At 46.5% G+C, this 14730-nt stretch carries 15 protein-coding genes; 7 read left to right on the top strand and 8 right to left on the bottom strand.

All coding sequences use genetic code 11. From position 1 onward, the window contains the following. The first annotated feature begins 27 nt into the window (after window positions 1–27). The 5 genes from A8O23_RS11895 to A8O23_RS11915 all read left to right on the top strand — a co-directional run bounded on the left by A8O23_RS11895 (window position 28) and on the right by A8O23_RS11915 (window position 6159). Entirely contained in the window at window positions 28–1155 is a 1128-nt protein-coding gene (locus tag A8O23_RS11895) for an endo-1,4-beta-xylanase (RefSeq protein ID WP_066621468.1), read from the top strand. 111 nt (window positions 1156–1266) lie between these two features. Further along, window positions 1267–2364, top strand: coding sequence for a glycoside hydrolase family 43 protein (locus tag A8O23_RS11900; protein WP_153042176.1), 1098 nt, complete (start codon window positions 1267–1269; stop codon window positions 2362–2364). 309 nt (window positions 2365–2673) lie between these two features. Continuing rightward, window positions 2674–3063: a hypothetical protein gene (locus A8O23_RS11905; protein ID WP_066621470.1), complete on the top strand. Its 390-nt coding sequence runs from the start codon at window positions 2674–2676 to the stop codon at window positions 3061–3063. Window positions 3064–3389: 326 nt separating this feature from the next. After that, entirely contained in the window at window positions 3390–5258 is a 1869-nt protein-coding gene (locus tag A8O23_RS11910; protein ID WP_066621471.1) for a glycoside hydrolase family 2, read from the top strand. A gap of 142 nt (window positions 5259–5400) precedes the next feature. Beyond that, a complete protein-coding gene (locus A8O23_RS11915) occupies window positions 5401–6159 on the top strand; it encodes an MBL fold metallo-hydrolase (RefSeq protein ID WP_066621473.1) in 759 nt (252 codons plus the stop codon). Window positions 6160–6250: 91 nt separating this feature from the next. Here A8O23_RS11915 and A8O23_RS11920 read toward each other — a convergent pair whose 3' ends face one another. Together A8O23_RS11920 and A8O23_RS11925 are read right to left on the bottom strand one after the other, a co-directional pair. Continuing rightward, window positions 6251–6622 carry a hypothetical protein gene (locus tag A8O23_RS11920; RefSeq protein ID WP_066621859.1) on the bottom strand — a complete coding sequence of 124 codons (372 nt, stop codon included), beginning with the start codon at window positions 6620–6622 and terminating at the stop codon, window positions 6251–6253. 137 nt (window positions 6623–6759) lie between these two features. Further along, window positions 6760–7077 carry a hypothetical protein gene (locus A8O23_RS11925; RefSeq protein WP_153042177.1) on the bottom strand — a complete coding sequence of 106 codons (318 nt, stop codon included), beginning with the start codon at window positions 7075–7077 and terminating at the stop codon, window positions 6760–6762. A gap of 312 nt (window positions 7078–7389) precedes the next feature. Here A8O23_RS11925 and A8O23_RS11930 point away from each other — a divergent pair, with 312 nt between their 5' ends. Then, window positions 7390–7815 carry a hypothetical protein gene (locus A8O23_RS11930; RefSeq protein ID WP_153042178.1) on the top strand — a complete coding sequence of 142 codons (426 nt, stop codon included), beginning with the start codon at window positions 7390–7392 and terminating at the stop codon, window positions 7813–7815. A gap of 52 nt (window positions 7816–7867) precedes the next feature. Here A8O23_RS11930 and A8O23_RS11935 read toward each other — a convergent pair whose 3' ends face one another. The 5 genes from A8O23_RS11935 to A8O23_RS11955 form a co-directional block, all read right to left on the bottom strand. Then, window positions 7868–8914, bottom strand: a complete 1047-nt coding sequence (locus A8O23_RS11935; protein WP_066621478.1) for a 2Fe-2S iron-sulfur cluster-binding protein — start codon at window positions 8912–8914, stop codon at window positions 7868–7870. 193 nt (window positions 8915–9107) lie between these two features. Further along, window positions 9108–9827, bottom strand: a complete 720-nt coding sequence (locus A8O23_RS11940; protein ID WP_066621481.1) for a head GIN domain-containing protein — start codon at window positions 9825–9827, stop codon at window positions 9108–9110. A gap of 6 nt (window positions 9828–9833) precedes the next feature. Next, window positions 9834–10211 carry a GntR family transcriptional regulator gene (locus A8O23_RS11945; protein ID WP_066621482.1) on the bottom strand — a complete coding sequence of 126 codons (378 nt, stop codon included), beginning with the start codon at window positions 10209–10211 and terminating at the stop codon, window positions 9834–9836. 17 nt (window positions 10212–10228) lie between these two features. Further along, window positions 10229–10999: a hypothetical protein gene (locus A8O23_RS11950; protein WP_066621484.1), complete on the bottom strand. Its 771-nt coding sequence runs from the start codon at window positions 10997–10999 to the stop codon at window positions 10229–10231. Then, window positions 10989–11843, bottom strand: a complete 855-nt coding sequence (locus A8O23_RS11955) for an ABC transporter ATP-binding protein (protein WP_066621863.1) — start codon at window positions 11841–11843, stop codon at window positions 10989–10991. Before A8O23_RS11955 ends, A8O23_RS11950 begins: the two co-directional genes overlap by 11 nt. Before the next feature lie 195 nt (window positions 11844–12038). Between A8O23_RS11955 and A8O23_RS11960 the strand changes: the two genes are divergently transcribed. Continuing rightward, window positions 12039–12728 carry a peptide-methionine (S)-S-oxide reductase gene (locus tag A8O23_RS11960; protein WP_066621486.1) on the top strand — a complete coding sequence of 230 codons (690 nt, stop codon included), beginning with the start codon at window positions 12039–12041 and terminating at the stop codon, window positions 12726–12728. Window positions 12729–12743: 15 nt separating this feature from the next. On the opposite strand, the gene A8O23_RS11965 is transcribed toward A8O23_RS11960, so the two are convergent. Continuing rightward, window positions 12744–14549, bottom strand: a complete 1806-nt coding sequence (locus A8O23_RS11965) for a chloride channel protein (RefSeq protein ID WP_066621488.1) — start codon at window positions 14547–14549, stop codon at window positions 12744–12746. Window positions 14550–14730 lie beyond the last annotated feature (181 nt).

Here is a 14730-nt window from a genome sequence, read left to right on the forward strand (position 1 = left end):
AGATTCAGCACAAACCTACCCCTCACCATGACAAACAAAACCTGGCTTGCCGTCTGCTTTTTAGCTTTAGCATTTGGCTGCGTCAACACGAAAAATGAAACAGCCGAGCCTACTCTTAAATCGGTGTACCAGAATGATTTTGTAGTAGGTGCCGCCCTTAATTACAGGCAGGCATTAGGGCAAGATCCGCAGGCCGAGGCTATCGTTGCCAAGCATTTCAGCACCATCAGCCCTGAAAACCTGCTGAAGTGGGGGCCAGTACACCCTCAGCCAAACGAGTACAACTTTAAGCTCGCTGATGCCTATGTGGCCTTGGGCGAAAAGTACAATCAGTTTATAGTGGGGCACGCCCTGGTATGGCACCAGCAGACACCTGATTGGTTATTTGAGAACGGACAAGGCCAGCCTGCCAGCAAAGAACAGTTGCTGCAGCGCATGGAAGAGCATATAGCCACCGTTGCCGGCCGGTACAAAGGCCGCATTAACGGCTGGGATGTTGTGAATGAAGCCTTAAACGATGACGGCACCCTGCGCGAAAGCAAGTGGTACAAAATAACCGGCGAAGAATACTTAGAGAAAGCTTTTGCCGCCGCCCGCAAAGCCGACCCTAACTGTGAGCTGTACTACAATGATTACAACATGTGGAAACCTGCTAAGCGGGACGGAGCCATCCGATTGGTGCAAAGCCTGAAAGCAAAAGGATTAAAAGTAGACGGTATTGGTATGCAGGGGCACTGGGGGCTGGAATCTCCTTCCATTCAACAGATTGAAGAAAGTATTGTAAAGCTTTCCGCCCACGGCAAAGTGATGATTACCGAGTTGGATATTGACGTATTACCGAACCCCAGCAACCGCAACGGTGCAGACATTGATGCTACCTTTGATTTCGATGCCAAATATAACGTGTACACGAACGGCCTGCCTGAAGAGGTGCAGCAGAAACTAGCTAACCGCTATGCAGAAATTTTTGCTCTGTTCCGCAAGCACCAGGACAAAATAAGCCGCGTCACTTTCTGGGGCGTAACCGACGCCGATTCATGGCTGAATGACTGGCCAATTAAAGGCCGAACCAGCTACCCATTGGTGTTTGACCGCCAGTACAATGCTAAACCAGCTTTAAACGCTATTATTCAAACAGGGCAAACGAAAAAGTAACATCTTTGCTAGTCGCAAGAAATAGTACTGCCCAGAAAAGAAGAACAACATACAGCCACTCATTGGTCTTAAAAAACAATTCTTTCTCATAATCTCACTAACTAATAAACAATGAAGAAACAAATGGTTAAACGCTCTGCCTTCGCCTTCATGGCAGTAGCGGCACTGGCCTCGGGTTGCCAGAAAGCAGAAAACAATTCAGAGACCGCTACGCAAGAGCAAAACAACACCTCTGAGAAGAAATACTTGTCCCAGCCACTGGTATCAGATATTTATACCGCAGACCCTTCGGCTCATGTATTCAACGGTAAGATCTACATATACCCGTCGCATGACATTGAGGCAGGCACTCCTGAAAATGACAACGGCGACCATTTTGACATGCGTGACTACCACGTATTTTCTATGGACAGTGTAGGCGGCAAAATCACTGATCATGGTGTTGCCTTAGACATCAAAGACATTCCGTGGGCAGGCCGCCAGCTGTGGGCTCCGGACGCTGCGCACAAAAACGGCACATATTACCTGTACTTCCCAGTAAAGGATAAGCAAGACATCTTCCGGATTGGGGTAGCCACCAGCACCTCTCCTTCTGGACCGTTCAAGCCGCAGCCAGAGCCAATTCCGGGCAGCTTTAGCATTGACCCAGCGGTGTTCACCGATACTGACGGCACCTCTTACATGTACTTTGGAGGTATCTGGGGTGGTCAGTTGCAACGCTGGCAGACAGGCAAATATGATTCTACCGCGGCGCCTGAGCCATCTGGTAACGTGGCAGCCTTAACTCCTAAAATGGCCAAGTTAAGTTCAGACATGTTAACCTTTGACGGGCCTGTGAAAGATGTAGTGCTTTTAGACAAAGAAGGCAAGAAGATCATGGCCGATGACCATGACAAGCGTTTCTTTGAAGCTGCCTGGGTACACAAGTACAACGGGAAATACTACTTCTCTTACTCTACCGGTGACACACACTTCATCAACTACGCCATTGGTGATTCTCCGGCTGGTCCATTTACGTATCAGGGGGTATTGCTGAATCCGGTTGAAGGCTGGACTAACCACCATTCAATTGCGGAGTTTAAAGGCAAGTGGTATTTATTCTACCATGACACCCAGCTGTCAGGCAAAACGCACCTGAGAAACATTAAAATGACAGAACTGAAGCATCGATCAGACGGCACCATAGAAACCATCAACCCAATGCTTTAGCTGTTTTAGGCCTGTTTTTCAGAAATCAGCCTTAAATTAAGCTTTACTTCTTCCGCCTGAACCACCTAAATCACTTGGGAAGTTCAGGCGGTTTTGTTTCTCCAGGTTATAATCTAGGAACAGAGGGTTCACTAATTCATCGACTGAAGGAAGGGTTGGCTCAAAAGAACTTCTATAAAGAGGAATTTATACCTTTTTCATATATTGAAACAAAATTAAACTAATGTGCTGTCAACTCTGTTTCTGCACAAACATCTTCTGTCTTCCGTAGCGTCTGCTCCTGTAGCCAGTACAATCTTACATCATAACATGAAAAAAGCTTCTTATCTTTTAATTTCTGCTTCCCTTCTGTTTGTATTCGGATGCTCAGAAAGCAAAACCACTAGTACAGAGAACAGCGCACCAGTAACTCCGGCAGCAGCTACCGTACCAGGTCAACCTACAGCTACCCAACCCGCACCTAGTACCGCTTTAAACCCACCGCACGGAGAGCCAGGTCACCGCTGCGAAATTCCGGTTGGTGCGCCTTTGAACTCACAGCCCAGCACAAATTCTCAGTTGCCTCCGGCACCAGCCTTGGCCGCGCCAGTTTTCACCCCACCGCCAGCACAAGGGGCTACGGCAGCCGGCACTAACCCTCCGCACGGGCAGCCGGGCCATGATTGTTCTATTCCAGTGGGTGCACCTTTGAGTAAATAAGATTTTGGTCTACTTCTTTCAAGCACATAAATGGCTGAAAGAGTCATAAACTACTTAACATACCCTTACAACAAAAGCCCCTGCAATAGGGGCTTTTGCTTTTGCCCCCTTTGCCACTTAATCTCCTTCTGAAAGCCTACAACAGACCTTACTTCTGTTTCTCCAGAAAGATAGGTAAATGGGTTATTACTCTTCGCCTAATTTCTACTATTTGGTTGTGGTATAATTTTCTGAAGGCTGTTCATCATTCTTATTGTCTTTGTTTGAAAATTCATCGTTAAAGATAGGAAACCTGTTTTGAACCTGATTTCAAATACAAGACACCTATGAGTACTAAACCATTTAACCTTAGCACCACCGAAAGCTTTCAAGAATCTGCTGCTGCCAAAAGTGCCCAAAACCCACTCCCGCGGGCCATCATCAGACCCAATACCTACTTTCTACTAGATGGCGAATGGAATTTTGCCGTCGATCCTAATGACCGCGGATTGCAAGATGGCTGGTACTTGGGTCATAAATATGAACACAAGGCGAACTGGCCAGGATCAGTGGAAGAGCACATGGCCGCCGCTAAAAACCAACAGCTAGACCAACTGCAGAAACCTGCCTGGCAAGACAAAGTGGTGGTTTGGTATGAACGGGAATTTAAACGGCCAGAACGAGAGGAAAACACAGGCACCTCCATGTTTCAGATTACTTTTGGAGCCTGTGGTTATGAAACAAGGGTATGGTTAAACGGCAGGCTTCTCAAAACCGTAGACGGCGACGAAGTGCATTACGGCGAGTACACGTCTTTTTCTTATGAGCTTAATGAAGAGCATTTACTGCCGGTCAACTGGCTCACGGTGCGTATTGCTGATACCATGGACGCAGAGATCCCCAGAGGAAAGCAGGAGTCTCACGTGTACAAACGCGGTGGTATTTGGTACCAAACCTATACCGGCGCTGTGCGCAGCGTATGGCTGGAGACAGTAGAACGTAACCGACTGCGTTCGCGCATTGGGGTACAAAGCATTATTGAAGACTCTATGGTGCGTTTCAATTTCACATCGCGCATACATGACCCCGGAATGTATACCCTTCGGCTCAATGTGTATGAACGCGAAGGCGCCACTTCCACCATTCCGCTGGCCACCGCTGAGTATCCGCTGAGACTGGAAGCAGGGCAAAAGCAGCAGTACGTAGTCATGGAGGTGCCAGGGGCGCAACTATGGTGTCCGGAAAATCCGCATTTGTACCGCATTGTGGCGCAACTTATTGACGCCAATGGCTATTCTGCCGAAATAGAGGGGCACTTTGGCATGCGCAAAATTGAATCACGCGGCCGGCACATCTACCTGAACAACCAGGAAATTTACATAGACGGTATTTTGTACCAGCCCGGCACTGCCACCTATGACGAGATGCGGCGCCACATGTACGCCATGAAAAAACTAGGTTGCAACTTGGTACGTGTGCACATTGCGGGTGTAGACCCCCGCATTTATAACCTAGCCGATGAAATAGGTCTCTTGCTTTGGGTGGAAGTACCAAGCCCCCACAGCTCCACCCAAAGAAGCCGTGAGAACCACTGGGCAGAGCTACAGCGCATGCTGGCCCTAATAGAAACAAACCCATCGGTAATTATCTGGAGCTTGTACAACGAAGACTGGGGCGCGCAAGACATTGCCACTAATCCAGCCACCCGCCAGTACATTATGGATACCTTCCATTATATGAAAATTAGGTACCCTCAGTTTTTGGTAGTGGACAACGACGGCTGGCAGCACATTTCATTTGAAGGTAAGTTGAAGTCTGACCTACTCACAGCTCACCTGTACACCCCGGAACTGGAGCGCTGGAAAGAGGTTCTTGATCAACTCTGTGCCGGACAAATGGAGGGCGTAGCCGCGTTTCCGTTGGTAGTAGGCGACCAATATTTTTACCGCGGGCAGGCACCGTTGATCGTGAGCGAGTGGGGCGGTTTTGGCTTCTCTGACTACGGCGGACCTAATGATCTAAATGAGCGGGCAGAGCGTATAGCACAGTTCAAAAAAGAGATGCGCAAACGCCCTATTGCCGGTGATGTCTATACACAGGCCACTAACATTGAAGATGAACGCAACGGAATTATTGACCCACACACGGGAGAGCTTGATGTACCTGCCGGAATACTTGACTCACGCAACACTGATGGCAACAAGTGTACCGGCTGATACTAAACTTAGCCTCTAAAGTCTTTCTGTTTTAGGCCTGTTTTATAAAAAACAGGCCTAAAACAGAAGTAGACCTTCTCCTGTTGCTACTATAGAATTTTTTAATCCATAAAATCATCCAAACCAGAAACCAATTATATCTATGAAAAAAATTTTAACTCTGTTCCTGAGCCTTATCTTAATGGCTACTCAGGCTCAAAACAACGCCTCTGACAGAATAGAGACGAACAAGGGTCCCCTCCACATTCAGCCTATCCTGCATGGTTCTCTGGCAATGAAATGGAACGGTAAAAACATATTAGTTGACCCTTACGGTGGCCCAGAGCTATACAAAAGCGTAAATAAGCCAGACCTAATTCTCCTCACTGATATTCACCCTGACCATCTCGATAAGAAAACCCTTGCCGGCATTAACACCTCACAAGCGGTAATAGTAGCGCCTCAAGCAGTAGCAGAACAACTTCCGGCTGAGTTGAAAAACCAGGTAGTGGTGCTGCGAAACGGCGACATGTCCAGCCAATTTGATATCACCATAAAGGCCATACCTATGTACAACCTGCCTGAGGCAGCAGATGCCATGCACACCAAAGGCCGGGGGAACGGGTATTTGCTGAGCATTGGCGGTAAGAATATCTATATCTCCGGAGACACAGAAGACATTCCTGAAATGCGTGCTCTTGAAAACATAGACGTTGCCTTTGTCAGCATGAACCTACCCTACACCATGGACATTGAGCAGGCGGCATCAGCGGTGTTAGAATTTCAGCCTAAGGTAATTTACCCTTACCACTACCGTGGAAAAGACGGTTTAAGTGATGTAGCTGCTTTCAAGCAAAAAGTCAACGCCGGTAATGACAAAATAGAGGTTAGGTTAAGGAAGTGGTACCCTGAGAAAAAATAATAGCGCCTCCTATTAAAGCTTACTTATAGATAAAAAAAGGCCGCCTTGCAGTTTTGCAAGGCGGCCTTTTTTTTAATGCTTCCGCACAAATCTAGATACGCTTGTATTCATTGTCTGAAGGTTCGGTGTCATCACTTCCCAAAGGTTGGTCAGTGCTTCTGACTCCGTTCACACTGCCATCCATTTCTTGGTAGCTGCCTTCATACTCAAAACCAGGCCCTTGCGCAAAAGACTCTTTTTCAGTGTGGTCATTGGCGCCATAACCGGTAATTTCATTACCGCCTATATGCAGGTTCTCCAGTTTATCTTTCTGGTCATTCCGTTCAGTTTCTCCATTTAACCCTATGTTGCGCTTGGCGGTAGGGTCTGGGTGATTTCCTGGTGCGTTACGTTGGTGGGTTTCGTCGTTTAGACTTTGTGGTCTGCTGTCAGCAGCGTGGTTATCTTTATCTTTTATAGCCATAGTTGTAATGCTTAGTTTGTAAGGTTTACGCATTGCAGCTAAGCTGGTTTAAAAGAGCCCGTTAAACGAACGCATAAGATGGTTTAACTTCAAGTGCTTCTTGTTAAAAGATGCCAGCAATCAGAAAGCAGGGTGAGTTATTTCTTTTTCCCCTTGCCTTTGTTCTTCTTCCCTTTTTGATTGCCTTGGCCCTTATTCTTCTTTTTTTGTTGACCTGGAGCAAACGCTTTGGCAGACTGATGACCATGTACTTTCTTCGCCTGGCCCGGAGGCATGCCTTCTGTAGAAGGTTGGGTTCCCGGAATTACAATTCCTCCCGGATATTGCCCTCCCGGATACTGGCTTTTAGATGTTTTAGTAGTAGAAGGAGTGCGCGAGCTACTGGTGTTTTTAGAGCTGGAGCAGCCTACTGCTCCCACCATAAAAATAAATAGCACGGTTAACTTTAGGTACATTCTATTTTTCATGAAAATAAATTTAGTGATGTAAAATTAGCAAAGCTTGAGCTAAAGCAACTATAAGACCAAAAATAGAAGCGCATTTACTACAAGCATTGGTTAAGCATTTGGAGGTTCTATTTTCAGTACTAGACCTACGGAATTTATTTTCAGCAATTTCTCTGCACAAAACGGTAATAGGCACTGGTTTCGATCATTTTAATTGGTTTCAGATTAAATCAGTTCCTAATTTTACAGATCTACTCCTTTGAATTTTGACTTGTTTATGGGAGAATGGGAATTTATAAAACGTTAACTGGAGCCTCTGACATGACTAGAACTGAGCTTAAAAAGCCAAACGGCGATGTTTTTCTTATAGCTGAACGTGCCGCAGACAATTCTTACATCCATGCCCAGTGGATTGGCATTCAGACGCTAGAGACGGTTATGCAAGGCGGTAGTTTCTATATTAAAATGATAGAAGAGCAGCCTTGTGCGCGGCTCCTGAACAACCACAAAGAATTGATTGGTCCTTGGGATATCGCTCAGGAATGGATAGTATCTTACTGGACTCCGAAGGTGATGGAACTAGGCTTGCGGTTTATGGCACAGGTGTTGGCACCCGGTGTATACGGTCAAATGTCTTTTCATCAGCTGCACCAGCACATCAGCGACAAGTTTGAAATAAAGATGTTTGACGACGTGGCACCGGCCAAGGAGTGGCTTCTGACGGTGAAAAGCAGGGCGCAAACCTAAATGATGACTGCGTTTTTGGCGTCATTTTCTAAAATTGGGTCAAAAACAGATTCTACAGCAACTTCAAGACTACATCTCCGCCAAACGGATAGCCAACGCAGGTAAGAGTTAACCCTTTTGCCAAGGCTTTTTGAGTAAGCACTTCGTTGTACGACATCCAGACGGAACCCTCCAGACATTGGGCTGCACAGTTGCCGCACTTACCTGTCTCGCAGCTGTAGGGCAATGAAATACCTGTTTTTCTGGCAGCCTGTAGAATGGTGTCTGGGTATTGGGTAACAACCTCATACTTTTCGTTGTGCAGCCACAAGGTTACCCGGTGCGGGTTTGTGTCTGGTGGCAGCACCTTTAGTGTTACCTTCTCTGAATTGAAATTCTCTTGCCAGATTTGCTCGGCTGGCACGTCCATTTCCCTTAAGCCATACACACAGAGCCTGCGGTAATTTTCTGGACCACAGATGTAACACAGAAGGTCGGCGGCAGGCACAGCAGCATGTTTACGCACCAATTGCTTAAGAAAACTTTTGTGCAGCCGTGCCTCATCTAACCGTTGAGCATTACTATACAAAAACACCAGTTGGAACTGGTCCGGAAACTGTTGCGCCAACCGCTCCAAATGTTCTTTATAAATGGTGACTTCCGGAGAGGAGTTACTGTACACCAACAACACGTTCACGGCCTGGTGCGCATACAGCAGAGTTTTTATTATAGAAAAAATGGGCGTAATTCCGCTGCCTGCCGCCCAACACATCACCTGTTTCTGCCGGAGAGACAGCTCTTGGGGAAGTATGAAAAAGCCAGATGCCCCAGTGGTTGTTACTACATCGCCTACTTTGGCCTTGTCAACAAGCCATCTGGAGAACACCCCATTCTCAATACGCTTCACCCCAATGGCCAACGGTTCTCCCAAATCAGGAGAAGAGATGATAGAATAAGACCTTCGCACTTCCGCTTGGTTCTCCATCATCACCAACGTCAGGTATTGCCCTGCTTCATAACGAATGGCGTTGGCGTCTTCCCCCGCAAAAATGAAGGTTTTAAAGCCTGGTACTTCTTCTGTAATATGGGAGATGGTAAGAGAATGGTAAAGAGAGTTCATTGAGTGCTTACTGGTTCCACTTAAATTAACGGAGCCGAGGTTCTTTAGGATGTATAGAATCTACAGGGAATGTTCTAAAAAAAACGCACCTCTGTTTTTGGCTTGTTTTAGAGAAAACAGACCCAAAACAGAGGTGCGCAGGTAATGAGAAGGTTGTTCTCAGGAATAACCTTCTAAATAGAACTTTCTTCTGTTACTTCTTGAGCAATTGCAGAGATGTACCGGTGAAATTGGCGCTGGCACTGTCTGAAAATTCATAGCTTAAATTTGGGATAAGCATATTATTAAGTTCAAGCTTCCCTTTGTTCTTTATGTCAAAGTGGGCGGCCTGTATAGTGTTTCCTGCCAAAAACAGCTCAGGGGTACTGCCTGGGGTGGTTCCTGCCACAGCTGTTAGCTTGTCCAGTTTCAGATTAGTTAAAAGTACCGATGTTGCATGGTCTTGCAGCAACTGCAGACTGTCTTGTGAAAAACCAGTTACCTGTACATTGCCATACTTAAAACGCGCGGCAATGGTGTTGGCAGGTTTACCGGCTTTGGTGTACTTAGATGAAACCTCCAACAACGTAAGCTCCGGCAAAGACACCAGCACCTCACCGTGATATTGCTCCCTGTCAGATTTATGGTTTACATCAATTATCAATTTATTCCCCTCTTGTCTGATCTCTAGGTACTCCTGAGCGTCTTTATGCGCCCGCACTTGATGAGGCCCCTGCGTCAGCCTCACATTCAATCTGGCGGCTCCGTTTACTTCTACTGCGCTAAACCCTTTCTGGTTAAACGTGACGTAGTCAAAGTATCTGTCTTTGTACTGCCCAGTGTCAAACTGCGCTTTCATGGCAAAGTTGAAGGCGGTCAGGCAGCAGACGAAAAAGGCCAGCGCTGTAAACAGCAGAATATTACTCTTTTTCATGTTCTGTTATTTTGTGGTGAAATTTTCAGTTTTAAAATGCTCGTAGCGCTGCTGCAATTCCTCCAGCGGAATATCCAACAGGAAAATGTTCCGGAAGAACTCGGGAAGGTCTTGCTGCAGAAACCTTTCCCGGCGGTGCTTCTTCACCTTGCCCACTCCGTCTGGTGTTACAAAGAACCCAATGCCACGCTTGTTGTAAATCACCTCTTGGTTTTGGAGGTACTCATACGTGCGCATAACCGTATTCGGGTTTACCTGTAGCTCCACAGCCAGTTCACGAACCGAGGGTACTTTATCTTCAGGTGGCCATTTGCCCAGCAGAATGTTGTCGCTCACGTAAGCGGCTATCTGCAGGTAAATGGCTTCATTATTTTTGAATTCCATGGTTGCTATTTTTAAGGCTACACTTCTTTTTCTCTCAGCCTGAAGTAGGTAGTAACCCACAACAGCAGGGCGCAACCAAGGGGCACCACCGCCAGCCAAGCCGCCCAATTATCTGGGAAACGAACAGAGTAATAATATTCCCCCTCTTTCAGGCTGATGTTAGAGAAAGGCACAGCACTCTCTAGTTCAATTCCCAGCAGGCTTTCCATAAAGACTCTGTTCAACAGCATGAACCCGATCATTAGCAGAAAGTAAATAAAGGCAGTTTTGATGAAGTGCCATTTCTCGAAAAAGATGGAGCCCAGAAAGGCAATACCATGAATAAAGGCAAACAGCACAAAAAACGTTATCTGTCCGTTTTCATTTGTGAACAAGGGCATGAACTGTGGTTTCTGGTCTCCCCAATCATCTAATGGCACCATTAGATAGGCTACTAAATAAAAACTAGCCACGTACACTATCTGAAAAAACAGGTAAGAAAACAGCCAGCCCACCAGGTACTTCTCAAGGTGAGAAGCCGGAAGCGTAAGCGCCGCTATCGCTTTTTTCTTGTCGCCTAAATCAGAAAAAACCGTACTGGTGAAAATAGAACCGGCACCAATGAGCACCAAGGCAAAAATGACCGCCTGCCCTTTCACAGACAGCCCCCCTTCCTCAGCATATATAATAAAGCCCATGAGTAGCGCAATGATACCCAGCAGAACACCCCAAGCCATAAGATAATACCTGTAGTGCTCCACGGTATGCTTCATGAACAGTAGCCCGAATCGTTTTATGTTAAAATGCATTTTGCAGAGGGTTTGAGTGTAACAATTGAACAACAGACGGATTGCCATTGATAATGGCGTTAAAGAAAAGCTCCATATCAACTTTGCTATACACCCCCTCAGTGTTGGGCAAAATAGCATTCAGCCCCCTGACCGACTCTTCCGCATACAGCACATCGTGCCCCTCGGCAGAAGGAAGGGTTGTAAACAGCAGTTTTTCGGCTATGCTGTCCAGCTCTTCGTTCACCACTATCTCACGGTTATGCACCACTACCAGGGTGTCAATGAGGCTCTCCAGATCACGCACCTGGTGGGTAGAGATCACCACGCAGCGGTCTTCAGTGAGGGCTCTGGCGATAATTTTTCTGAACTGCACCTTTGAGGGAATGTCCAGTCCGTTTGTAGGTTCATCCATGACCAACAGCTCTGTGTTAGTGGCCAGGGCAAAGGCAATCATCATTTTTTTCTGCTGCCCAAAAGACATCTTGTCCAGCACGGCATCGCGGGGTACTTCAAACTCCGCCAGATAACTGTAGAACTCCTGCTCATTGAAGTTAGGGTAAAAGCAGGCGGTTCGGGCTACGTACTTTGCCGAGGTAAGCGGCGGAACATAAATTTCCTCGGGCAAAAAGAACAAGTTCTCCAGCACCTCCGGCGACCGCTTACTGGCATTTTTGCCGTTGATAGTACAGGTACCTTCTAAAGGATATGCCAGCCCTACCATGTTCTTGAGCAAGGTTGACTTGCCCGCCCCGTTCTTGCCCAGCAGACCATAAATGTGCCCTTTAAAGAGAGACAGGTTCAGGTTCTGGAACAACAGGTGCTTTTTTCTGTACCCAAAACTAAGATTGTTGATGTGTATCATATAGCATTGCTTTACTGTATTAGTTACATAGTACACTGCAAATGTAATATTAGTTTTATGAGATACAAGCACCGGCTAAAATTATTTTCTGTTTTAAGCTTAATTTCCTGAAAACAAGCCTATAACAGCTCATCTGAATTTTAGCATTTTTAGTCTTAGCATAGACAACAATGCCTGCGGAACGTACATTTATCTATGACCAACCGCGAAGAAGAGAATTTACCTTTTATTGATCAGGTAGCGCATGAAAATGTGGAAACCGCTACCTTGGCTATGGGCTGCTTCTGGGGGCCTGAAGCGTTTTATGGAGCAATGGAAGGAGTAATCCGCACCAGAGTTGGCTATGCCGGTGGCAGTACAGAAAACCCTACTTACCGCAGTCTAGCCGATCATATAGAAACGGCACAAATTGATTATGATGCAGATCTGGTTTCATATGAGCAGCTACTGCAGCAGTTTTTCCTTCGCCACTCTCCCACTGCAGAACCATACAAAAGACAGTACACGTCTGCCATTTTCTTTAAATCAACGGAACAGGAAACTGCTGCTAAGAAAGCGATAAAACAAGCTGAGGAAAGGTTGGGGCATTCAATTAGAACAGAGCTGATTCCATACCACATTTTTTATTTAGCAGAGGAACGGCACCAGAAATGGAAACTGAGAAGAGCCCCGGAATTACTCTCTGAGCTCAGCAAAATTTACCCAGACTTTCATGCATTCAATAATTCAACTGCCGTTGCGCGAGTGAATGGCTACTTAGGCGGTAACGGAAATCTGGAGAGATTGATAAAGGAGGTAGCCAGCTTTGGCCTGTCGTACCCAGCTCAGCAATTGTTGCTAAACCAATACCAGACTCAACAGATCGATGGGTGCTCCATGAGATAAGTAAACAGCGTGAGCTTATTTTTCTGTCTGCATAAGCAGGAATTTTCGGTAAGTCATGAACACGCTGGACTTTGAAATAAAACCCACATAGCGTCCTTGGTCAACCACCGGCAGATTCCAGGCGCCACTGTGGTCAAACTTGCGCATAACACTGGGCATGTCTTCCTGCAGATGAACAAAATCCGGGGGCAATTTCATCAGGTTCTGAGCCGACAACTTGTCGTATAGCTCTGTTTTGAACATAACTTCTTTCAGGTCATCCAGCAAAATTATACCCAGCAAACTATTATCTGTAGGTGACACCACCGGAAACATATTCCGTTTGGTGTGGGTGATAGCTTCTACTATTTTACCCAATGAGGTTTCAGGACTAAGCTCATGGAAGTTTTTTTCAATCAGCTGCTCCATAGTGAGTGACCGCAGAATGTTCAGGTCGCGGTTCTGGGTTAAGATCTGTCCTTTTTTGGCCAGTTCTCTCGTATCCATAGGGAACTGCTCAAACCAACGCACCAACGCGTAGCTGGTGGCTGCCACTACCATTAAGGGTATTATCAAATCATAGCCCTGCGTTATTTCTGCTATCAGAAAAACGCCAGTAAGGGGCGCATACATTACTCCGGCCAAAATACCGGCCATGCCCACCACGGTGAAATTATCTTCGGGCAATCTGTAGTCAGAGACCATATTTACCAGTCTGGAAAAGAAAAAGCCCACGTAACCACCCACAAACAGTGAAGGTGCAAAATTACCGCCGTTTCCGCCACCCGCTAAGGTCACTGAGGTTGCCACCACTTTTGCCAGTGCAATAGCGCCAATGAAGAGAAGCAGAAACCATTGGTTATTTTGTACCTGCGCATACAATTCTGGCTGAAAAAGCCGATGCAGCTGCCCCTGCGATAAGTCTTTGATACTTTCATACCCTTCGCCAAACAGAGGTGGAAAAATGAAGATAAGCAGGCCAAGGATGAGCCCTCCTATTAGAGCTTTGGTAAAGCGGCTCTCCTTGCCCAATTTGTGAAACAGGCTTTCAATCTTCAAGGTCATTTGGGCATAGTACACTGACACTAAACCACACAGAACACCCAGTAGCAGAAAGAATACCAGGTTATGATAGTCAAATGGCTGCAGCGACCGGAAGTTGAACAAAATGTCTTCCCGCATCAGTATTTTAGAGCATAGCACCCCGGCCACAGACGCCATAATGAGCGGAATAAAAGCCGCCACCGTAACATCTGCCAGTAAAACCTCAATGGCAAAAAGCAACCCTGCCACTGGTGCGTTGAACACAGACGCTATCCCCGCCGATGCTCCGCAGGCTAACAGCACTGTCCGCTCACGGTAGTTGAAAAAGGGAAGCTTTCCGAAGTTAGATCCAATGGCAGAACCAGTCACCACAATTGGCGACTCCAAACCCGCTGATCCGCCAAAGCCTACTGTTATGCCGCTGGTGAGTACATGCGAAAACATTTTGCTTCGCTGCAGTTTGCTGGATCTTTTTGAAATGGCCACCAGAACACTGGCTACCCCACGCTCAAACGTTCCGCCAAAGAAAACCTTGACCAGAAGTACCGTGATTAAAATTCCTATCAACGGAAAGATCAGGTAAATCTGGTTTTGGAAAGCAATGGAATGATTGCTCACCAACAACTGCCTGATTGTGTGTACCAGCGTTTTTAACAGGGCAGCCGCCAAGCCGGCCGTTATACCCACCAACACACTAAAAACCACCAGCAGCTGTGTCCGAGACAGACGCCGTTGCAACCAAATAGCCCCGGTTCGACCTGCCTTCAGTAAAAATGAAGTAGTTCTTTTTTTCCTCATGCCCCTACCGCTGCCTTACTCTGAACCAGCGAGTAAGACAACATTACGGCAAGAACAAGCAAAAAACAACCTGTTTCTCAGAAACCTGCTCTCAAAGAGCAACCTGTTTTTCTAAAGATCATGTGAATGAGATGAATTGTTTTGCTTGTTTTAGCTAGATCGACTAACTAAAGTTTGATGG

Origin of the sequence: Rufibacter roseus, assembly GCF_001647285.1 — a bacterium.
Lineage (GTDB): Bacteria > Bacteroidota > Bacteroidia > Cytophagales > Hymenobacteraceae > Nibribacter > Nibribacter roseus.

What these genes read in the sequence shown, in the direction of transcription:
- A8O23_RS11895 (WP_066621468.1), top strand. Translation starts at nt 28, where the DNA reads ATGACAAACAAAACCTGGCTTGCCGTCTGCTTTTTAGCTTTAGCATTT.
- A8O23_RS11900 (WP_153042176.1), top strand. Translation starts at nt 1,267, where the DNA reads ATGAAGAAACAAATGGTTAAACGCTCTGCCTTCGCCTTCATGGCAGTA.
- A8O23_RS11905 (WP_066621470.1), top strand. Translation starts at nt 2,674, where the DNA reads ATGAAAAAAGCTTCTTATCTTTTAATTTCTGCTTCCCTTCTGTTTGTA.
- A8O23_RS11910 (WP_066621471.1), top strand. Translation starts at nt 3,390, where the DNA reads ATGAGTACTAAACCATTTAACCTTAGCACCACCGAAAGCTTTCAAGAA.
- A8O23_RS11915 (WP_066621473.1), top strand. Translation starts at nt 5,401, where the DNA reads ATGAAAAAAATTTTAACTCTGTTCCTGAGCCTTATCTTAATGGCTACT.
- A8O23_RS11920 (WP_066621859.1), bottom strand. Translation starts at nt 6,622, where the DNA reads ATGGCTATAAAAGATAAAGATAACCACGCTGCTGACAGCAGACCACAA.
- A8O23_RS11925 (WP_153042177.1), bottom strand. Translation starts at nt 7,077, where the DNA reads ATGTACCTAAAGTTAACCGTGCTATTTATTTTTATGGTGGGAGCAGTA.
- A8O23_RS11930 (WP_153042178.1), top strand. Translation starts at nt 7,390, where the DNA reads ATGACTAGAACTGAGCTTAAAAAGCCAAACGGCGATGTTTTTCTTATA.
- A8O23_RS11935 (WP_066621478.1), bottom strand. Translation starts at nt 8,914, where the DNA reads ATGAACTCTCTTTACCATTCTCTTACCATCTCCCATATTACAGAAGAA.
- A8O23_RS11940 (WP_066621481.1), bottom strand. Translation starts at nt 9,827, where the DNA reads ATGAAAAAGAGTAATATTCTGCTGTTTACAGCGCTGGCCTTTTTCGTC.
- A8O23_RS11945 (WP_066621482.1), bottom strand. Translation starts at nt 10,211, where the DNA reads ATGGAATTCAAAAATAATGAAGCCATTTACCTGCAGATAGCCGCTTAC.
- A8O23_RS11950 (WP_066621484.1), bottom strand. Translation starts at nt 10,999, where the DNA reads ATGCATTTTAACATAAAACGATTCGGGCTACTGTTCATGAAGCATACC.
- A8O23_RS11955 (WP_066621863.1), bottom strand. Translation starts at nt 11,843, where the DNA reads ATGATACACATCAACAATCTTAGTTTTGGGTACAGAAAAAAGCACCTG.
- A8O23_RS11960 (WP_066621486.1), top strand. Translation starts at nt 12,039, where the DNA reads ATGACCAACCGCGAAGAAGAGAATTTACCTTTTATTGATCAGGTAGCG.
- A8O23_RS11965 (WP_066621488.1), bottom strand. Translation starts at nt 14,549, where the DNA reads ATGAGGAAAAAAAGAACTACTTCATTTTTACTGAAGGCAGGTCGAACC.